At 66.7% G+C, this 19,647-nt stretch carries 14 protein-coding genes; 10 read left to right on the forward strand and 4 right to left on the reverse strand.

Translation table 11 applies throughout. The annotated features are described in order from the left end of the window. Positions 1 to 2: 2 nt before the first annotated feature. The 5 genes from FHS79_RS11190 to FHS79_RS11210 are packed head-to-tail and all read left to right on the forward strand — an operon-like array spanning position 3 to position 5,130. Positions 3 to 437, forward strand: coding sequence for a GPW/gp25 family protein (locus tag FHS79_RS11190; protein ID WP_184199753.1), 435 nt, complete (start codon positions 3 to 5; stop codon positions 435 to 437). Continuing rightward, the gene (locus FHS79_RS11195) at positions 434 to 2,947 is read left to right on the forward strand and encodes a baseplate J/gp47 family protein (protein WP_184199755.1); all 2,514 of its coding nucleotides are present in this window, start codon (positions 434 to 436) and stop codon (positions 2,945 to 2,947) included. Before FHS79_RS11190 ends, FHS79_RS11195 begins: the two co-directional genes overlap by 4 nt. Next, on the forward strand, positions 2,934 to 3,554 hold the full coding sequence (locus tag FHS79_RS11200) for a phage tail protein (protein ID WP_184199756.1): 621 nt from the start codon (positions 2,934 to 2,936) through the stop codon (positions 3,552 to 3,554). The genes FHS79_RS11195 and FHS79_RS11200 overlap by 14 nt, the downstream gene beginning before the upstream one ends. 43 nt (positions 3,555 to 3,597) lie before the next feature. Next, a complete protein-coding gene (locus FHS79_RS11205) occupies positions 3,598 to 4,554 on the forward strand; it encodes a PASTA domain-containing protein (RefSeq protein ID WP_184199759.1) in 957 nt (318 codons plus the stop codon). Between the two features lie 3 nt (positions 4,555 to 4,557). Continuing rightward, complete coding sequence (locus tag FHS79_RS11210) at positions 4,558 to 5,130, forward strand: hypothetical protein (protein ID WP_184199762.1); 573 nt, start codon at positions 4,558 to 4,560, stop codon at positions 5,128 to 5,130. A gap of 1 nt (position 5,131) precedes the next feature. On the opposite strand, the gene FHS79_RS11215 is transcribed toward FHS79_RS11210, so the two are convergent. Then, positions 5,132 to 5,824, reverse strand: coding sequence for a hypothetical protein (locus FHS79_RS11215; protein ID WP_184199765.1), 693 nt, complete (start codon positions 5,822 to 5,824; stop codon positions 5,132 to 5,134). Positions 5,825 to 6,043: 219 nt separating this feature from the next. Here FHS79_RS11215 and FHS79_RS11220 point away from each other — a divergent pair, with 219 nt between their 5' ends. Further along, a complete protein-coding gene (locus FHS79_RS11220) occupies positions 6,044 to 6,358 on the forward strand; it encodes a hypothetical protein (RefSeq protein WP_184199768.1) in 315 nt (104 codons plus the stop codon). A 62-nt stretch (positions 6,359 to 6,420) separates the two neighbouring features. On the opposite strand, the gene FHS79_RS11225 is transcribed toward FHS79_RS11220, so the two are convergent. The 3 genes from FHS79_RS11225 to FHS79_RS11235 are packed head-to-tail and all read right to left on the reverse strand — an operon-like array spanning position 6,421 to position 11,378. After that, the gene (locus FHS79_RS11225; protein WP_184199771.1) at positions 6,421 to 7,071 is read right to left on the reverse strand and encodes a L,D-transpeptidase; all 651 of its coding nucleotides are present in this window, start codon (positions 7,069 to 7,071) and stop codon (positions 6,421 to 6,423) included. After that, complete coding sequence (locus FHS79_RS11230) at positions 7,071 to 9,680, reverse strand: two-partner secretion domain-containing protein (protein WP_207792319.1); 2,610 nt, start codon at positions 9,678 to 9,680, stop codon at positions 7,071 to 7,073. The genes FHS79_RS11225 and FHS79_RS11230 overlap by 1 nt, the downstream gene beginning before the upstream one ends. 54 nt (positions 9,681 to 9,734) lie before the next feature. Continuing rightward, complete coding sequence (locus FHS79_RS11235) at positions 9,735 to 11,378, reverse strand: ShlB/FhaC/HecB family hemolysin secretion/activation protein (protein WP_184199773.1); 1,644 nt, start codon at positions 11,376 to 11,378, stop codon at positions 9,735 to 9,737. Between the two features lie 732 nt (positions 11,379 to 12,110). On the opposite strand from FHS79_RS11235, the gene FHS79_RS11240 reads away from it, so the two are divergent. The 4 genes from FHS79_RS11240 (at position 12,111) to FHS79_RS11255 (ending at position 19,642) form a co-directional block, all read left to right on the forward strand. Next, positions 12,111 to 12,923 (forward strand): transglutaminase-like domain-containing protein, encoded by an 813-nt coding sequence (locus FHS79_RS11240; protein WP_184199919.1) that lies wholly within the window; start codon positions 12,111 to 12,113, stop codon positions 12,921 to 12,923. Between the two features lie 98 nt (positions 12,924 to 13,021). Next, positions 13,022 to 16,255: a transglutaminase family protein gene (locus FHS79_RS11245; protein WP_424022265.1), complete on the forward strand. Its 3,234-nt coding sequence runs from the start codon at positions 13,022 to 13,024 to the stop codon at positions 16,253 to 16,255. Further along, entirely contained in the window at positions 16,245 to 18,770 is a 2,526-nt protein-coding gene (locus tag FHS79_RS11250; RefSeq protein WP_184199776.1) for a circularly permuted type 2 ATP-grasp protein, read from the forward strand. The genes FHS79_RS11245 and FHS79_RS11250 overlap by 11 nt, the downstream gene beginning before the upstream one ends. Continuing rightward, positions 18,767 to 19,642 carry a transglutaminase family protein gene (locus tag FHS79_RS11255; RefSeq protein WP_184199779.1) on the forward strand — a complete coding sequence of 292 codons (876 nt, stop codon included), beginning with the start codon at positions 18,767 to 18,769 and terminating at the stop codon, positions 19,640 to 19,642. The genes FHS79_RS11250 and FHS79_RS11255 overlap by 4 nt, the downstream gene beginning before the upstream one ends. Positions 19,643 to 19,647 lie beyond the last annotated feature (5 nt).

A 19,647-nucleotide genomic window follows, 5' to 3' on the forward strand; every position in this document is an offset into this window, starting at 1 on the left:
CTTTGGTAGCTGTCCGGGCCATCCGCTTCGAGGGCGCCGGCAACCAGCAGATCCGTCCTGATGCGGGTGCGGGACCGCTGCTCACGCCCGGCCGCCGCCTTGCCTTTGTCGCCGGGCCGGAGGCGATCCGCCAATCGATCCTGTTGCTGCTGACGACGGCACCGGGCGAGCGGGTGATGCGGCCCGACTATGGCTGCCCCCTCCACAGGCTGCTGTTTTCCCCCAATGATGCGACCACCGCTGGTCTCGCCATCCATTATGTGCGTCAGGCGATCGCCCGCTTCGAGCCGCGGGTGGAGATCGTCCGGCTGGATGCCGAGGCCGATCCGCTCGACGTCGGCGGGCTGCTGGTGACGCTCGACTATCGCATCCGCGCAACCGGCGAGACAGCACGCCTCGACCTTGCGATCGCGCTCGACGGAGGAGGCGGCGCATGACGGTGCCCCTGCCACGGCTCGACGATCGCAGCTTTGCGGAGCTGGTCGCCGCCGGCACCGCCCGCGCGCGCGCGCTGTGCCCCGAATGGACCGATCTGTCGGTCGGAGATCCCGGTGCCGCACTGATCGATGTCTTTGCCTTTCTCACCGAGGCCCTGCTCTACCGGGTCAACCGCATTCCGCCGAGACTGCAGCTCGCCCTGCTCAACCTGGCAGGCGTGCAGATGCGGCCGCCCGCCGCCGCTGTCGTCGAGCTGCTGTTCACCCGCCGTGCCGAGAGCAAGGGCCGGATCGAGATTCCCGCCGGCACCCGCGTGGCGACCGGCGATGCGAGCGTTGCCTTCACGCTGGTCGACATGGTCGTGCTCGGCGATGGCGACGCCGAGGCGCGCGGCACGGCGCTGCACTGCGAGCTGGTCGAAAACGAGGCGCTCGGTCGCAGCAGCAACAGCGGCAGCGGCGGCGGTGGCGGGCAGCTTTTCCGGCTGGCACGCGCGCCGGTGGTGCGCGGGCTGCCGGACGGGCGGGACTTCATGCTGGGCGTCGAAACCGACGACGACCTGTCGCCGGGGCGCGCGCTGCGGGCGGTCGATGGCCGCGTCTTCGAGATCTGGCGCGAAGTGGCGCATATGGCCGATACTGCGGCGGGCGAGCCGGTGTATCTCCTCGATCGTGGTGCCGGAGTCGTCCAGTTCGGCCAGGGCAGCAGCGGTGCCGCACCCCTGCCCGACCGGCAGTTGCGAGCCTGGTACCGGCGCGGTGGCGGGGCAGCCGGCAATGTTGCGGCGGGCACCCTGACCAGCATCGCTGCTGTGCCACAGGTGCAGGTGACCAACCCGGAAGCCGCACGCGGGGGCGCCGATGCCGAGACGATCGAGCAGCTGCTGCGCCGCGCTCCTTCCGCCATGGCCGCGCGCGATGTCGCGGTCACTGTCCGCGACTATGAGGAGGTGGTGCTCGAGCCGGGGGGCATTTCGCGCGCCCTCGCCTTCGCCCAGGCGCAGGTCTGGCGCCATGCGGCCCCCGGCGTGGTCGAAGTGCTCGCCGTGCCATCCATCGACGCCGACGCGCATCCGGGCACCGGCATCACCGCAGCGGTCGTCGCGTCGCACCGCACCGAAGCCGTGCGGGCCCGTGCCGAAGCAGCGCTCGACCGTCGCCGGCCGCTGGGTGTGCGCGCAACGGTGCGGTGGGCGAAAGTACGACCGGTCTCGGTGTCCGCGCGCGTCGTCATCGGGCCCGAAGCCGATCCCGCTGCGGTCGAGCACGGCATCTACCGTCGTATCCACGCCTTTCTCTCGCCGCTCCGCGAACTTGCCTTCGGCCGCCAGATTCGCGCCTCCGAAGTGTACGAGCGCATTCTGGGCGAGCCCGGTGTCCGCTATGCCGACCAGCTCGTCTTCCGGATCGACGAGACGCCGCATCGCAACGTCTGCGACCTGCGCGCCGACCCCGCGCAGCCGGGCCTGTGGTTTGCAGTCACCGACGTGGCACTCCACCGCAGCGAGGACGATGGCGACAGCTGGTCGGTGCTGCATCTGCAGGAAGGCGAGGCACCGCGCTTCGTCCGCCGCCATCCGACGCGGCCGGGGCTGCTGGCACTCGGAATCGCGCGGGGCACCGGGAGCGTCGTGCATCTGAGCCGGGACCTGGGGGAGACCTGGAGCCTCGATGCCGCGGCGATCGACGGCGAGCTGTCCGACGCCGCCTGGCTGGAGCAGGACGGGCAGCCGGCGCTTCTGCTCGCGACCAGCACCGGCCTGCTCCACTTCGCTCCTGGCTCGGACAAGGTGCCGGCGCCGGTGGTGGTCGATCCGGCCCAAGACGCCAAGGGCTTCTGGGCCGTGGCGACAGCGACATCGAGCTCGGGTCTTGTCCATGTCGCAGTCGCTGCCCGTGCCAGAGGCGGCGTGTATGTTTCGCCCGCAGGCGGCGTTTCGAACAGCTATCTGGCGCCAGGGCTCAAGGACCATGACGTGCGCGTGCTCGGTGTGCATGCGACCGGATCGCGGCTGTTCCTCTGGGCGACGATGGCGGCGGAAGCCGGCGAGGAAGGGCATGGCGCACAGCGGCTCGAACTGCGTGCGGACGGCGCCCGCGACCCCGCCGGCTGGGTCGAGTTTCGGGAGGGATGGCGCGGCGGATCGGCCCAGGCGCTATCCTTTGCCGGCAATCTCGTCATTGCCGGCTCCAATCGCGCCGGCGTGCTGACCCTCGATGTCGATGCTGCGGCGCCCGCATGGGTGCCCGCCCGCCTCGATGCCGGCCTGCCGCTGCTGAGCGAACGCCGATTGCTGCACGAGGTCCGCGCAGTGGCGGCGGCGCGCCGGCCGGACGGCCTGGTGATATTGAGCGGCGGCATCCGCGGCATCCATGCCAGCCTCGACGGTGGCCAGAGCTACACGCTTGCCTCGGCAATCGAGTATCGCGAGCGCGTGCCGCTGCCACCGCGCTGGCTCTATTGCTCGGGGGAGCACCGCCTCGTCATCGTTCAGGATGGAGGCGGCTGAAATGGAGCCCTCGCGCATCCTGCACTATCTGCCGGAGAATTATCAGGCGGCGGGTGCGCGCCAGGACGGGCCCTTGCTGGCGCTGCTCGCAGCGATGGACGCGATGCACGAGCAAGTCGAAGCCCTGCTTCAGGACATCGACACGATCGTGTCCCCGCATGCTGCACCCAACGACGCCCTGGTGCTGCTGATGGCGAGCTGGCTGGGGCTCGATCGATATCTCGACGGGACGGCTGACAGCCCGGGCAAAGGAACCCCCAGCTTCCGCGCCGGCACCCGCCAGTTGCGACTGCTGGTGGCCGAGACCGCCCGGCTCGGGCGTGCTCGCGGAACCCGCGGGTCGCTCACGCGCCAGCTCGAACTGGCGACCGGGCTGACGGGTTTCGAGATCAATGACGACGACGGGCGGCCCTTTCATCTCGATGTCAGGGCCCCTGCCGCCGCACGGCCGCTCGCGAAGCTCGTCGAGCGCATCATCGAGGGCGAGCGGCCTGCGCATGCGACCTGGTCGATCGAGTTTGCCGAGGCGCCGAACGCTTTGGATCCCGCTCCGGATCCCGCTCCGGAACCAGTCCCAACCCCTGCGCCGGAGGCATCAGAGCCATGATGCACCGGCGTTCCCCTGCTTTGGCTGATCGGGAGTCATGACCATGCCGAGTTTCGAAATTCCGGACGGACCCACCACCGTGGCGCTGAAAGGCGGCGGCCAGGCGCCTCAGACCGGCGCAATCCAGTTCAGCGTCACCAATCGGAGCGGCGGACCCCGCAGCGGGCGGCTGAGCCTGCGCGTGACCGGCGATACCAGGGCCGAATGGTTCAAGATCGAGGGCGAAACCGAGCGCAATTTTCTGGCAGGAGAGACGCACACCGCAAGCGTGGTCATCTCGGTCCCGCCAGGCACGGCGCCGGGCGATTATCCCTTCCGGCCGCGGGTGGTGGCGGTGAACGATCCGGACAATGACTTTGCCGACGGCCCGGCCTCGACCCTGAGGGTGGATGCGAGCGCGCCGCCACCGCCCAACCGGACCTGGCTATGGATCCTGATTGCGGTGATCGTGGTCGTCATCGTCGGTGGTGTGGCGTTTCTGGCCTTCCGCCCCGATGGCGACGAGCCTCCGCCCGCCGACCCGCCGCCAGTGGCCGATCCCGTGGCGACGCTGCCCGAGCTTTCTGGAAGGCCGCTGGCGGAACTGGAGGCGCTTGCCACGCAGCACGGCTTCCAGGTGACGGTCGCCGAGCGTGTCGAGGGGCTCGAACCGGGACATATCGTCAGCGTCTTTCCCGCGGCCAACACGCCGATCACAGCCGATCTGCGTGTCACGGCGATCGTCGATCCGGGTATTGCGGTGCCCGATCTGCGCAACAAGCGCTTGGCGGCCGCGCAGAACGAGATTCGGCAGGCGCGGCTCACGCTTTCGGAGATAAGGCAGAGTTGCCGGCAATCCGGCGTCGACGATCTGGTCATCAGCCAGGAGCCGGCGGGTGGCGTCAGGGTCAAGCTGAACCAGCCGCTGGTGATCACAATCACCGATGTGCAGACATCGTGCCTTGTCTTCCGCCCCGAAATCCTTCGCATTCCTTCGGATCTCGTGTTCAGGCGGATGTGACGGATGCGGCTAGCCGTCATCGTCCTGCTGCTCCTGGGGCTGAGCTTCGTCGTGCTGCAGGTGGCCGGCGCGCGGGAGGACAAGACTGACACGGACCGCGGATCATCGGGCAGCGGCTGGACTCCACCGATGAAGAGTGGCGAAGTCGATGAGGAGGCAGCAGAAGACTGGGAGCCGCCGGCGTTGATGGCGGGTGTGCTGCGCGTCTTCGGAGGCTTCGTGCCTGCAGTCGCGGTGGAGCAACCCGAAGTGATCGTCCGCGCTGGGGAAGAGGCCGTGCGATCGGTGCCGCCGGACACCGATAGCCGGATGCGGGCGGCGCGGGCGCGGCTGGTTGCCGGCAGTGTCGCGACGATATCCTTCCCCGTTCCCGAAAAGGGTCGGCGCACGCTCTGTCTCTGCCTGCCCGGTCAACCGATGACGCGAGACGCCACGACCGCCTGCCCGGCCGGCTGGCGCGACGAGAATATACCCTTTTGCCAGCGCGGCAGCGACGTGACGATGATCCCGGTCTCCGAGCTTGGCGCGCAATTTGTCTATGCGGCGCCGCGCGGGGCAACGGTGCGGATGGAATAGATCAGCCGTGTCGCAGGCTCGCCACCGCCTTGATCGTGCCGATGATTGCGAAAACGAAGAGCAGCAGCAGAAGGACGAGCCCGATGACCGCAATGACCACGGCAATCGCCGCGTCCGCGATGCTGATCAGGACAGCGGGTACCAGCGCATGGACAAAGGCAATGCCCCAGGTCAGGCCGAGCGACAGCAGCACATAGAAGAGCAGGCCCTTGTTCTGCAGGAACCGCTGCTGGGCGAGCAGGAGAAAGAGGGAAAACAGCAGCTTGAGTGCCATCACCAGTGTCAGGGTCGCCGCTGCGCCGCTTTTTGCAAAACTGCCCCAGCCTGCGACATAGGCGATGGTCCCGAAAGGTACTGCCAACAACAGGCCGACCATCAGCATGAGCAGCCCGAAGGCCAGCATCAGCGCTGCAAAGCCGGCCAGAAGCGCAAGCAGGGACAGGAGCAATGTCGTGATCGGCTGGACGCGACCAACAAGCTCGCGCGGCACGGGCACCGAAAGGCTCTGGCAGAGCAGATTGTAGAGGAGGGTGCCGTCGATGATGAAAAGATACTTGATGGCGAGCCCGGGCACTTCGTTTTCACCACGCGCAAACATGTCCGAAAGAAAATCGGCGGCTGTCAGTTCAATCAATGCAGCTAGCGCGAGCAGCGCGACGGCGAAAATGAAGAAAGGCAGTCGAAGTTGATCCATGGCGCATGCTCCAGGCAGGCGTTAATGCGTCGTAAGCAATTCATAGCCCTTGATGCAGTCCTATAATTCTGAACCGGGCAACAACATCGGTTGGCAAAACAGCATTATTGAGTTATATTAACATCAAAAGGTCGGATAGTATCGTTTCCATGCCCTCCCGGATGTATCGGTCCGTTTGCGGCGCGCACACTAGAAGTTGCTGGTTGGAAAGGCATATCTATGACTGCTTCAAGCACAACGAGCAATCCCACAGTCAAGAAAATCCTCACCGTGCTCGGCTATCTCGGGGTTGCCGCAGCGACGATCCTGCTCATCTATTTTTTCGTCCTTACCCGCGAGATATGGATGATCACGCTCGCCGCGACAACGTTGTTCGTGGCAGTGGTGGGCCTGATCGGCGGTCTTTCTGCGAAGCCGAAATTCGATTACAAGAAGAAGATGCTTGGCGGCGAGATCACCGGCCTGCCCGACTGGGCAACGATCGTCGCACTGGCAGGCCTTGTCGCCAGCCTTATCATCGGCGCGGTGACCTGACCTCTTCGAGCGCATGACGTCTCAAATGGTGCACGGACGATTGCCCGGCCTCCGCGCTGCCGTCAGCGCAGCGTCGGGAAGACGCCAAGCAGGTCGCGCTGCTCGGGCAGGATGTAGACTATGCCGACCGTGCCGAGGAAAAGCGGGCGGACCACATCATCGAAGAAATCGGCGGGCACATTGATGCAACCGTACGAGATGCGGTTGTCATCCGGGCTGTGCGACATCAGGCGGCGCTGGCGCTCGTCGGATGGCTTGCCGGTGACGACGCGGTGCAGCGACAGGCTGTTGGCATAATCGACCCATAATATATCGTTCTTGCCGAGGTCGTTGCCAAGCTCCGCGACATAGCGGCCGGCAGCGGTGATGCGATCTTCCGGCCCGATGGCGGACAGAGGCCGGTCGCCGATGCCGGGCGGATTGATGTCGCCGCGAGCGAGCCCGAGCAGCACGGGTGACGTGCCGCGCAGCGTGCCGTCGGCGGCATAGGCGAAGGCGCGGGCATTGTGCTTGTCGACGATGACATACGCCATGCCGGCGTTGTCGCCACCGGCACGGATGCGATCAGCGATCGTGGCAACATCGGCTGATGGCATCGTCATGGCCAGGGCCGATTCCGCAGCAGCGCCCGCAGCATAGGCACCGGCCGGCGCCGCCACGAGCGCCAGCGCGAGGCAGAGGTGCCGCAAGCGGCGCTCGGCGGCCCGGTCCATCAATTCCGCGACGGCTTGGGCTTCAGCACGGGGCGCGGTGCCGGCGCTACGGGTGCCGGCTGTGCAACAGGCTCAGGCGCGACTTCGACCGGAGCCGGTACCTCTGCCACCGGAACTGCGGGCATCCTGACTCCACCATCGAACACGGCGAACTGGATCCCGGCGAGCGGCATGCCGGTGACCACCGCAGGAATCGGTGTGGTCGAGATCGGCGACACCGGGAGCGGAGCGGGTGCCGGCGTCGGGGTGGGGGTAGGCGTCGGAGTCGGAGTCGGAGTCGGGGTCGGAGTCGGGGTGGGGGTAGGCGTCGGGGTAGGCGTTGGCGTTGGCGTTGGCGTTGGCGTTGGAGTGGGTGTGGGGGTCGGGGTGGGCGTGGGCGTTGGTGTCGGCGTCGGAGTCGGAGTAGGCGTCGGAGTGGGGGTAGGCGTTGGAGTTGGGGTTGGGGTTGGGGTTGGGGTTGGCGTTGGCGTTGGGGTCGGGGTTGGTGTTGGTGTGGGGGTCGGTGTCGGTGTGGGGGTAGGTGTTGGCGTGGGGGTGGGTGTCGGTGTGGGAGTAGGTGTTGGCGTTGGAGTTGGCGTTGGAGTGGGGGTAGGGGTCGGAGTCGGGGTCGGAGTAGGCGTAGGCGTCGGAGTAGGCGTAGGCGGTGTGACGACGCCAGCCGTGCGCTGCCCGGCTTCGCAGCACGAGCTCGCAAGTGCGTATTGCGCGGCATCGGCGCCGCCCAGCGTGTAGCCGCTGAAGCTGACGCCGCCGTCTTCACCCGGCACGGCGCTGTCGAAATCGGCCCGCGCATCGGGTCCGGCGACGAGTGTGACACCCGTCGGCAGCCCCGAGGTCGCGGTGCTGTTGAAGCCGCTGAGCACCACCGCGGTGGTCCCGTCGCCGACCTTTGTCGCCGTCGGGAAAACCAGCATCCGGGCATCGATCGTGGAGCCGCCGCTGAGAGTGAAGCGCGGCGTGAAGTTCGTCGGCGTCGCATAGGAGGTCGGGTTGTAGTTGATGGTGACGAGCGCCGTCGGGCCGGTGACGACGATCGGCGGCGCCGAAGCGCCGAAGATCACCGTGCCGCCCTCGACTCCCGGGCCGGTGCCGTCGAAGCCGGCGATCAGCGTCATGCCCGCTGGCACGCCGAGCGACTGCGCCGGGATCGTCGTGCCTCGGGTCAGCACGATCGCGCCCTGGATAAGAAGGTCGTGCCCGGCACAGAGCACCATGTTGCCGTCGGTGACGGTGAGCGCGGCGATGGTCTGGATGGTGACGTTGCGCCCGGCATTGACGATCATGCTGCCGTTGGTCGTCGTCATCGCCGCCGCCAGGTTCACATCGCGGCCGCAGCACAGCACGATGTTGCCATTGGTCGCGGTGATCGACGCGTTGACGTTGATGTCGCGCACCGCATTGAGCCGCAGCGTGGTGGTGCTCGGGCTGGCGGTCCAGGCGATCGCTTCGTTGACGAAGATGTCGCCATTGCCGGTCGCCGACGTGAACAGGTTGGTGGTCGGCGGCGTGCCGCTGACGGTGTTGTCGTTGCCCGGAAAAGTGCTGATGACGATGCTGTTGGTGACGAGCAGCGCCGAAAGCGCCGCGCCCGAGATGTTCTTGCCGGCCTCGATCGTGAAATCCTCCGGGTCGATCAGCCAGGTGCCGGTGGTGCCGCTCGCTGCCAGCGTCGTGATGCGTGCCGTATCGGCGATGTTGACCGAGGCCGCCGAGGTTTCGATGAAGCCGCCGTCGCCGCCATCGGGAGCGCTGGCATCGAGGCTGCCGTCGATGGTCATGGTGCCGCTGGTCATGTCGCCGAGCAGCAGGATGACGCCGCCGCGGTTGGCAACGGTCTGCGCAACGATGACCCCGGTGTTGTTGACAGCGGTCTTGAGCAACTGCCCCGCGGCCTGGGCGGTGAGCAGGACCCGGCCGCCATTGGCCGCGATCAGCCCGCCGTTCTCGACGATGGCCTGGATGGCGCCGCGCTCGATGGCGACGTTGAGGAGGCCGTCGCCGGCAAAATCGAGCGTCACCGCCTCACCGCCGACGAGCGCCACGCTGCCGAGCTGCGCCTGGATCGTTCCCTGGTTGCTCACCTGCGAGCCCATCAGCGCAACAACGCCGCCATCGGCATTGATGCTCCCCTCGTTGCGGACGCTGCCGCCACTGCCTTCGAAGCGGAAGCGGTTCGCCATGAAGTCGCTGTCGGAGATGCCGAGCGTCGAGGCGACAAGGCCGCCGACATTGACCTGGGCGTTGCGACCGAAAAGGATGCCGTTCGGATTGACGATGAAGACCCGGCCATTGGCCGACATCTGGCCCATGATGGCGCTGGGGTCCTGGCCAAGGACGCGGTTGAGCGTCACCGACTGGGCGTTGGGCTGGGCGAAGGTCACGCTCTCGCCCGTTGCGATGCCGAAGCTCTGCCAGTTGACGACGGCATTCTGGCTCGACTGGTTGATCGTCAGCGCCGCGTTTGCAGCCGAGATCGTCGCACTGCCGGCGACAACGACGCCGCCGCCGGGAAGTGCAAGCGCTGCGCCGGGCAGCGACACCAGCGCCGCGACCATGGTGCCGGCGAGGAGTCGAATGCGATGGGCCTTGGCGAGAACGGCGAGAAACATGGGCTTTACCTTGTGAAAATCATGCGTCCGCACCGGGTTCGGTGGCGGAACGGATCAGAAGAACTTGCTTGCCTGGAACCAGAACTGCCCCGACGCATCGGGGCCCGAGGTGACGCGCTGGTTGCCGAGGCGGTGGGCATAGGAGGCCCGGACCTGGAAATTGCCGTTGTCGGCCCAGGCGATGCCGCCGCCGGCACCGCTGAGGCTGGTGCTGTTGTCGGCGGGCGAAAAGCGGTTGCGGTTGAAGGTGACGCCGCCATGGTCGACGAACGCGACAAGCGAGACATCGCCGGGCACCGCGTCCGACACGCCGGCCAGTCGCAGCCGCGCTTCGGCGGTGACGATATAGCCCTGGTCGCCGAAGCCCTCGCCTTCCGGATAGGCGCGGACGCCATAGGCGCCGCCAAGCTGCATCTTTTCGGAAATGTCGAGGTTCTTCGACGCCAGCTGGCCGCGAGCAAAAAGGTACAGCGACAGGTTCTCGGTCAACGACTGGTTGCGGCCGGCGGCGAGGTTGAGCTTGTGGAAGCCGCCGTTGCTGCGCGCCGTCACTGCATCGATGGCGCGAACGGCGGGGGTGCGGATGTCGAGGTTGCCCATCGACCAGCCGATCGACCAGAAGCTGCTGCCGCTGGCATCGCGCCCGTCGCCTGAAAGGCCGAGCGAGCCGACCTGCGACCGCCGGTCGATCACGCTGTTGGTGGTGTCGACCTCATCGTGGAAGAATTTGAAGTCGGCGGCAGCGAGCAGATACACGTTGTAATCATAGGTCCGGAGCAGCGGGTAGCTGGCAAAGACGCTGAAGATGTCGGCCGAGCCATGGGCATCGAGCGCCTCGAATTCCTTGCCGAGCGAATAATCCAGCCGCGCATAGGCGACACCGAGGGTTAGGGCACCGACGGGAAGCTGATAGGCGCCGCGAACATAGGTGAGCCCGCCATCCGACACGAGGCCGCGGACGCTCAGCACATCGCCCAACCCAAGCGGATTGTTGAAGTTGAGGCTGCCGCCGGCGCGGTAATAGCCGGTGTAGCGGTTGCCGCCATTGTCGACATCGATGCTGCCGGTGATGCTGCGGCCGGGGGTGACGTCGACGCGAAGATCGGCGGTGCCGGTTTCGGCGCCGGGCGACAGCGTCGACTTGACCAGCGTGCCGGGCACGTCCGAGAGCAGCAGCAGCCGGCGTTCCAGTGCGCGATTGGCCACGATGTCGCCGCTGTCGAGGCCGGCGAGACGACTGGCGACAACCCCATTGGCAACGCGGGTGGTGTTGTTGGTCGTCACGGCGCCGTAGCGGCCCTCGATCACCGCAATGGTGACGGTGCCATCGGCAACAGCCTGCGCCGGCAGATAGGCCTGGGCGACGAAATAGCCGCGGGCGGCATAGAAGCTGGTGATCCTGGCGGCCATGGCGTTGAGATCACCGAGGCTGAGGCTGGCGCCGGGCACGAAGCCGGTGACGCTGCGCAGTTCGGATTCGGAAAACACCGTCATGCCGGTGATGGCGATTGCGCTGACCGAAAAGGCGGGGCCGGCATCGGCTGCAACGACAGCTGGTGCCGGCCGCTCGATGCGCAGTTCGGGATTGACGGGTGTCATCTGCGCCGGGGGTGGCAGCTGCCGCAGCTGGCCACCGGCACTGGGGAGCTGTTGCGCCAGTGCCGCCTCGGCGCCTGTCGACAGTATCAGTCCGATCATCGCAGTCCGCACGTTGGCCACCTTGCTGGAGTCGATGCCCGGAGCGGCGGAAATGCCGCTTGGACACGAATCTCGTGCCAAGGACTTCAGTTTTCGGCATTGTACGCGATGCTACACGCTGCAGAATGCTATAGGCCCCTAGAGAGACTAATATACGTGAACAAGTTCGACTTTCAAGTAGCAGAGATCATCTTAATTTTTGTTAAGTAATTAGTATTTCATATATATATAGTATTAGGTTTCTATTTACCATAATTTGAAATGGTAATGTATTTAATTTTTGAAGTATGGAGTGATTATTATTTCGACGAGAGGCGAGCTATTTTATGCATTCTGGCTTTGTTTGCATGCCCGCGCTGTACAAAAGCCAAGTTTCCGATCTTTCCGCCAATAGTGAATCTCATAACGGTCGTTTATGCTTTCGCATCTTTGCGGCATGTCTCCGCCAGTGGCGCAGGGCGGGGGTTTCGGGCGGCTGATCAATGCAGAGCGTGCGCTCCCTGTTGCTCGATTGACGGTGATGCTGACCGGTGCCGGGTTTGCCGGAGATTGCATTCCCCCGGATGGTGACCGCCGGGCCAGCCGCTTTCGCCACGCAATTTCGCTCCGGACTTTCCCAGCACCCCGACACAGCGGCTCCATCCGGCTGCACGATCGGGGTTGCGATGATGGCGCCGATCTTCCACTTTGTTGCGGCGCGGCAATCTGGTCGGCGCCACCACGGGGTTTTCGATGCTGATTCGTGCCGGGTACCGGATTGTGCTGGGGGTGAACGTGCCGACGGCGATGACAGCGCTTCTGAAGGTCCATCCATCGCGCCACGGCGATCTGCGGACGCCCGAGCAGGTGCTGACCAGCCCGGCGATCGAGCAGCACGACTATATCGACCAGTTCGGCAACATCTGCACGCGGATGACATTGCCGCCCGGCGACACCGTGCTGAGTTGTGACCTGCTCGTCGAGGACAGCGGCGAGCCCGACCGGCAGTCACCCGATGCCGAGCAGCATCCGGTGCACGACCTGCCCGACGACGTGCTCGTCTATCTGCTGGGCAGCCGCTATTGCGAGACCGACCGCATGTCGAGCATGGCGTGGAACATGTTCGGGCATCTGGAGCCCGGATGGTCACGCGTCCAGGCGATCGTCGACTATGCCCATCGCCACATGAAATACGGATACGAGCATGCCGACGCAACGCGCACGGCGTTCGAAGGGCATGTGCAGCAAGTTGGAGTGTGCCGCGACTTCGCGCATCTGGCCATCACCCTGTGTCGCTGCCTGAACATCCCTGCGCGCTATTGCAGTGGCTATCTCGGCGATATCGGCGTGCCGCCGGCGCCCACGCCAATGGATTTCCACGCCTGGTTCGACGTCTATCTGGGTGGGGAATGGCACGTGTTCGATGCACGGCACAACAAGCCGCGCATCGGCCGCATCCTGATGGCGCGAGGCCGCGATGCGACCGACACCGCGTTGACGACGACATTCGGCCCCGTGTGGCTGAACGGCTTCTCCGTGCATACCGATCAGATCGACGAGGCTTGAGCAGGCTTCGTTGCCGCCATGCCACCGCTTCGCTACGATACCCCCTTCCCTCTTGATATCTGGAAACGATCCTGTCGGTCATCGCCGCCCTCAACCATGTGACCCGGTACCGCTATGACGAGCCGACCATGCTCGGCCCGCATGTGGTTCGTTTGCGGCCGGCGCCGCACAACAGGACACGGATTCCCAGCTATTCGATGAAGATCACGCCGGCGGTGCATTTCATCAACTGGCAGCAGGATCCGCATGGCAACTGGCTGGCGCGAATCGTCTTTCCCGAGCCGACGACCGAGCTCAGCATTTCGGTCGACCTGACCGCCGAGATGGTGGTGATCAACCCGTTCGACTTCTTCGTCGAACCCTATGCGATGTCGCTGCCTTTCGAATATCCGCCGCAGCTGGCGCAGGATCTCTCCCCCTATCTGGCGATCGACGATGATGGCCCGGGGCTTGAAGCACTGGTGCGCGATCTTCGCCCCGAAGGTGCGGCGACGGTGGACTTCATTGTCGGCGTCAACGAGCGGATCGCGCGGCAGGTCGGCTATACGGTGCGCATGGAGGCGGGGGTGCAGACCCCCGACGAAACGCTGGCACTGGCGCTCGGATCGTGCCGCGACAGCGCATGGCTGCTCGTGCAGCTGCTCCGCAGGCTCGGCCTCGCGGCGCGCTTCGTCTCGGGCTATCTCATCCAGCTCAAGGCCGACATTGACCCGGTGGAAGGTGCGCAGGGCACGCGCACCGACTTCACCGATCTTCATGCCTGGGCCGAAGTCTATATCCCCGGCGCCGGCTGGATCGGACTCGACGCCACATCGGGGCTGCTGTGCGGAGAGGGGCATATTCCGCTTGCCGCGTCGCCGCACCACCGATCGGCGGCAGCGATCACCGGCGGCGCCAGCCGCCCGGCCGACCATTTCGACTTCTCGATAACCGTGACGCGGCTGGTGGAGCCGATCCGCATCACCCGCCCGTTCGAGAATGGCGACTGGGACGCCCTCGACCGTGTCGGCGAGCAGGTGGAGGCGGACCTGCAGAAGCAGGATGTGCGGCTGACCATGGGCGGCGAACCGACCTTCGTGTCGATCGACGATTTCGAATCGAACGAGTGGAACATCGACGCTTCGGGCCCGACCAAGCCGATGATCGCCGAAGCACTGCTCCACCGGCTGCGCGACCGGTTCGGCCGCAGCGGCATGCTGCATCACGGCCAGGGCAAATGGTATCCCGGCGAGCCACTGCCGCGCTGGGCGCTGGGGCTCTTTTGGCGGCGGGACGGCCTGCCGATCTGGCCGGAGGCAACGGCGGACCCGCTGAGGGTCGAGGCCGGGGTGACGACCGCAGATGCCGAAGCGCTGATCGCGCGCCTCGCAGGGCGGCTCGGGATCGACCCTGGGCTCGTGATCCCGGCACGCGAGGATGCGCTGCACTTCATCAAGGCGGAAGGCGACCTGCCCGCCAACCTCGTGCTCGACGAGTCGGCCATCGACGATCCGGCATCGCGCACCCGGCTGCGCCGCGCCATGCAGGGCGGGCTGTCGAAGACCATCGGCTATGTGCTGCCGCTGCGCCGCACCTTCGGCAAGGCCGAGGGCGAGGGCTGGGTAAGCGAGGCTTGGACGTTCACCCGCGAGGGGCTGTTCGTCATCCCCGGCGATTCGCCGCTCGGGCTGCGGCTGCCGCTCGACACATTGCCGGCGCTCGACCCCAAAGACTATCCGCATATCGTGCCGCTCGATCCCTATGCCGAGCGCGGACCGCTGCCCGATTTCAGCGCGCTGCCGCCGGCACCGCCACCGAAGCGCACGCGCCGCAAGCCGCCGGTGGTGCGCACGGCGCTCAACATCGAGGCGCGCGACGGCATGCTCTACGTGTTCATGCCACCCATCGCGCGGCTCGAGGATTATCTCGAGCTGGTCGCGCATCTGGCGGTGGCGGCCGAGGCGCTGCCGGTGCGGATCGAGGGCTACCCGCCACCCGCGGACGCGCGGCTCGGGGTGCTGAAGGTGACCCCCGATCCCGGGGTCATCGAGGTCAATGTCCAGCCGGCGTCATCGTGGCGCGAGGCGGTGGAGATCACCAACGGCGTGTACGAAGATGCCCGGGCCACACGGCTGGGCGCCGACAAGTTCATGATCGACGGGCGCCATACCGGGACGGGCGGCGGCGCGCATGTGGTGGTCGGCGGTGCCAGCCCGGCGGATTCGCCGTTCCTGCGCCGACCCGATGTGTTGAAGAGCCTGTTGATCTACTGGCAGCGCCACCCGTCGCTTTCCTATCTGTTCGCCGGGCTGTTCGTCGGGCCGACGAGCCAGGCGCCGCGAGTCGACGAGGCCCGGCACGATGCCTTGTACGAGCTGGAGATCGCGCTCGGGATGATCCCGGGGCCGAAGGCGAGGCGCCCGGCGCCGTGGCTGGTTGACCGGCTGCTGCGCAACCTGCTCACCGATGTCAGCGGCAACACCCACCGCACCGAGATCTGCATCGACAAGCTCTATTCCCCCGACGGCCCGACGGGACGGCTCGGGCTGGTCGAGTTCCGCAGCTTCGAGATGCCGCCGGATGCGCGGATGAGCCTTTCGCAGCAGTTGCTCATCCGGGCGCTGATCGCCTGGTTCTGGCGCCAGCCGCAAAGCGGGCCGCTGGTGCGCTGGGGCACCGGGCTGCACGATCGCTTCATGCTGCCGCACTTCGTCTGGAACGACTTCAAGGACGTGCTCGCCGACCTCGGCGGCGCCGGCTACGCATTCGACAGCCAATGGTTCGAGGCGCAGCGCGCCTTCCGCTTCCCGGTGCACGGCCGCGTCCAATATGGCCCTGTGTCGCTCGAACTGCGCCATGCCCTCGAACCCTGGCATGTGATGGGCGAAGAGAGCACGGGCTCCGGCACGGTGCGCTTCGTCGATGCCTCGGTCGAGCGCCTGCAGGTTCGCGCCGAGGGCTTCAACCCCGAGCGCCACATCATCACCTGCAATGGCCGGATGCTGCCGATGACGCCGACCGAGACCTCGATGGAGGCGGTCGCCGGGGTGCGTTACAAGGCGTGGAAGCTCCACAGCGGGCTGCACCCGACGCGGCCCGTCGATGCACCGCTGACCTTTGACGTCATCGACCGGGCGCACAACCGCTCGATCGGCGGCTGCGTCTATCACGTCACCCATCCGGGCGGGCGCAGCTACGATACCTTTCCCGTCAACGCCTATGAGGCACAGGCACGGCGCAAGGCGCGCTTCGACGAGCATGGCCATACCCCCGGCATCATCAAGCCGCCGGTGTCCGAACGGACAGCGGAGTTCCCGATGACGCTGGACCTGCGGCGCGCGCATGGGAATTGAGGCAGTAACGGCACGCCCGCAATCCGATCTCGGGCCGGAAGCAGCAGCGCGGCTTTCGGGCTGGCTGCGCGATTACCAGATGCTGCCGGGCGTGCCCGACGAGCTTTTCGACGTGATGCGCCGCCCGCGTGCCGACTGGCTGGAGCTGCTGGCCGGCTTTGCCGAATACCCCGAGGCGGAATCGCGGAGCCGCTTCTCGGTGGCGACGCGGCACATCCGCGATACCGGGGTGACCTACCGCGTCTATGGCGAGGAAAATGAGCGCATCTGGCCGGTCAACCCGCTGCCATTGATCCTGGGGCATCGCGAATGGGCGGCGATCGCCGCCGGCGTGGAGCAGCGCGCGACGCTCATCGAGGCGATCCTGCAGGACATCTACGGCGAGGCGAAGCTGGTCGAAAGCGGCGCCCTGCCCGCTGCGGCGCTGACCGGAAGCGTCGATTTCGTGCGCGCCATGCGCGGCGTCGAGCCGCCCGGCGGGCGCCACATGCCGCTCTATGCCTGCGATCTCGGGCGCGGCCCGGACGGGCGCTGGTGGGTGCTCGATGATCGCACCCAGGCGCCCTCGGGCGCCGGCTATGCGCTCGAGAATCGGCTGGTGCTGTCGCGCGCCTACCCTGCCCTCTACAACCGCATGAACGTCCAGCGGCTCGCGCCCTTCTTCGACGGCATGCGCAAGGGGCTGTCGGCAAGCGCCCAGCGCAGCGACCCGCGCATCTGCCTGCTCACCCCGGGGCCGTTCAGCGAAACCTATTTCGGCCAGGCGCAGCTGGCACGCTACCTGGGCTTGCTGCTGGTCGAAGGCGACGATCTCTTGGCGCGCGACGGCAAGGTTTATCTGCGCACCATCGCCGGCCTGAAGCGCGCCGATGTCATCCTGCGGCGGGTCGATGCCGATTATCTCGATCCGCTCGAACTCAACGGCGCCTCGCAACTCGGTGTTCCCGGCATCCTCGAGGCAATCCGCGAAGGCGGGGTGGCGATGGTCAACATGCCCGGCACCGGCGTGATGGAATCGAAGGCGCTGCTCGGCTTCATGCCCAAGCTCTGCCGCATCATGCTGGGCGAAACATTGAAGCTGCCCAATGTCGCGACCTGGTGGTGCGGCCAGCCGGCAGAGCAGAAATATGTCGAGGACAATCTGAGCCGGCTCGTCGTCGGCCCGGCGTTCAATGCCTCGGCGGGCCAGTGCAGCCGGTCACGGCTCATCGCCGATCTGTCGGTGGAAGACCGCGAGTCGGTCAGCGCTTGGCTTCGCGACCGCCCGGGCGACCATGTCGGGCAGGAGGTGGTGCGGCTTTCGACCATGCCGGTGCTGCGCGGCGACCGGCTGGAAGCCGCTCCCTTCGTGCTCAGGGTCTATGCGGCGTGGACGCCCGATGGCTTCCGCATCATGCCCGGTGGCTTCTGCCGGACCTCGGAGCGCCCCGACGCGCGCGCCGTGTCGATGGGCGAGGGCGCGCGCACGGCCGATGTCTGGGTGCTCGACGACAAGCCGGTGGAAGGCGCAACGCTGCTCGCCAGCCATGACGATGTGAAGATCCGGCGGGTGGCCGGCACGCTGCCGAGCCGGGCGGCCGACAATCTGTTCTGGCTCGGGCGATACCTCGAGCGCGCCGAGGCGACATTGCGGCTGGCGCGCAGCCTGTGCACCAGCCTGATGGTCACCGAAACGGCCATCCACGGCAGCGGCGAAACACTGGAGGGGCTGCAGACGCTGCTCGTGGGCTGGGGCGCGCTCGACGAAGACGCCCTCGGAAGCGGCTCGCTGGAGGCAACGGTCAGCACGCTTCGCGACGAGGATGCCGATGGCTCGGTCATTCGGCTGGTCCGCGCCGCGCGGCGAACGGCGGCGAGCATGCGCGAGCGGCTTTCGGCCGACTTCTGGACCCTGCTGCTCGGCCTCGAGACCGAGCTTGCCGCCACCTGGCCGATGCCGCGCTCGGAAGCCGAGGCGCTCGGGCAGGTCGAGCGGGCGCTGCAGGTCCTTGCAGCGCTCTCGGGGCTGGCGCAGGAAAACATCAACCGCGATGCCGGCTGGCGGTTTCTCGACATGGGCCGCCGCATCGAGCGCGGGATCAACGCCTGCCGCATGGCGCGCACCTTCGCGCATGAGGCCGCGACGACCGACGACCTCGACCTGTTGCTCGATCTGGTCGACAGCCAGATCACCTACCGCGCCCGCTATCTTGTCGGCCTGTCGATGATCCCGGTGCGGGACACGGCGGTGCTCGACGGCTTCAACACACGGTCGCTGGCGTTCCAGGTGCTGACGCTGAAGGATCATCTGGCGAAACTGCCGACGCTGCTCGACGACGGCGTGCCGGAGGAGCCGCACCGCGTGCTGCTGCCGCTTTCCACCGAGATAGAGACCAGCGAAGCGGCGAGCCTTACCATCGAGCGGATCGCACATTTCGAGGCGACGCTGCTGCACCTGTCGGGCGTGATTGCCGACCGCTACTTCCTGCAGGGTGCCAAGGCGGTGCCCACGATCAAGCTCTCGGGTCTCGGATGATCTACACCATCCGCCACCGGACGACCTATGACTATGGCAAGCCGGTGGGGTTCGCGCGGTGCATGCTGCGGCTGACGCCGGTATCCTCGGCCACGCAGACCCTCATCGAAAGCGCGGTGTGCATCTCGCCCACGCCGCTGCGCCTGCTGGTCGGGCAAGGGCCGTTCGGCGAGACGACGCGGACGATCATCCTCGACCGGCCGCACGACCAGCTGGTGATCGAGGCCCGGTCGCGGGTCGACGTGCATGCTCCCGAGCGGCTGCCCTCGGCCGCGCCGGCGTGGGAGGCGGTGCGTGTCGCGGCCTTCGGCACCCGGCAACTGGGGGCGGATGGGCCGGCCGCCTATCTCTATCCGACACGTCGGACACCGTGCGTGGGGGCGATCACCGATTATGCCCGGGCCAGTTTCCTGGCCGGCCGCCCGATCATCGAGGCCGCCTGCGATCTGATGGTGCGCATCCACCGGGATTTCACCTATGATCCCGACACCACCACCGTCTCCACCCCTGCCATCGAGGCGTTCGAGGCGCGCAGCGGCGTTTGCCAGGATTTCGCACATATCATGATCGCCGGGCTGCGCGGGCTCGGGCTGCCTGCCGCCTATGTCAGCGGCTATCTGCGCACCAATCCGCCACCAGGAAGGCCGCGGCTGGAAGGCGCCGACGCCACCCATGCCTGGATCGCGCTGTGGTGCGGTGAAAGCGGCTGGATCGGGCTCGATCCGACCAATGCGGTGCCGGCGCTCAACGATCATGTCGTGCTTGCCACCGGACGCGACTATTCCGATGTGGCGCCGATCGACGGCATCATCCTTGCCCCCGGCAAGCAGGCGATCAAGGTCGAGGTGGATGTGGTTCCCGAGGCCGACTGACAGGC

Source organism: Polymorphobacter multimanifer (assembly GCF_014205635.1).
GTDB lineage: Bacteria > Pseudomonadota > Alphaproteobacteria > Sphingomonadales > Sphingomonadaceae > Sandarakinorhabdus > Sandarakinorhabdus multimanifer.

What these genes read in the sequence shown, in the direction of transcription:
- FHS79_RS11215 (WP_184199765.1), bottom strand. Translation starts at nt 5,824, where the DNA reads ATGGATCAACTTCGACTGCCTTTCTTCATTTTCGCCGTCGCGCTGCTC.
- FHS79_RS11200 (WP_184199756.1), top strand. Translation starts at nt 2,934, where the DNA reads ATGGAGGCGGCTGAAATGGAGCCCTCGCGCATCCTGCACTATCTGCCG.
- FHS79_RS11225 (WP_184199771.1), bottom strand. Translation starts at nt 7,071, where the DNA reads ATGGACCGGGCCGCCGAGCGCCGCTTGCGGCACCTCTGCCTCGCGCTG.
- FHS79_RS11205 (WP_184199759.1), top strand. Translation starts at nt 3,598, where the DNA reads ATGCCGAGTTTCGAAATTCCGGACGGACCCACCACCGTGGCGCTGAAA.
- FHS79_RS11230 (WP_207792319.1), bottom strand. Translation starts at nt 9,680, where the DNA reads ATGTTTCTCGCCGTTCTCGCCAAGGCCCATCGCATTCGACTCCTCGCC.
- FHS79_RS11240 (WP_184199919.1), top strand. Translation starts at nt 12,111, where the DNA reads ATGCTGATTCGTGCCGGGTACCGGATTGTGCTGGGGGTGAACGTGCCG.
- FHS79_RS11210 (WP_184199762.1), top strand. Translation starts at nt 4,558, where the DNA reads ATGCGGCTAGCCGTCATCGTCCTGCTGCTCCTGGGGCTGAGCTTCGTC.
- FHS79_RS11235 (WP_184199773.1), bottom strand. Translation starts at nt 11,378, where the DNA reads ATGATCGGACTGATACTGTCGACAGGCGCCGAGGCGGCACTGGCGCAA.
- FHS79_RS11250 (WP_184199776.1), top strand. Translation starts at nt 16,245, where the DNA reads ATGGGAATTGAGGCAGTAACGGCACGCCCGCAATCCGATCTCGGGCCG.
- FHS79_RS11195 (WP_184199755.1), top strand. Translation starts at nt 434, where the DNA reads ATGACGGTGCCCCTGCCACGGCTCGACGATCGCAGCTTTGCGGAGCTG.
- FHS79_RS11255 (WP_184199779.1), top strand. Translation starts at nt 18,767, where the DNA reads ATGATCTACACCATCCGCCACCGGACGACCTATGACTATGGCAAGCCG.
- FHS79_RS11220 (WP_184199768.1), top strand. Translation starts at nt 6,044, where the DNA reads ATGACTGCTTCAAGCACAACGAGCAATCCCACAGTCAAGAAAATCCTC.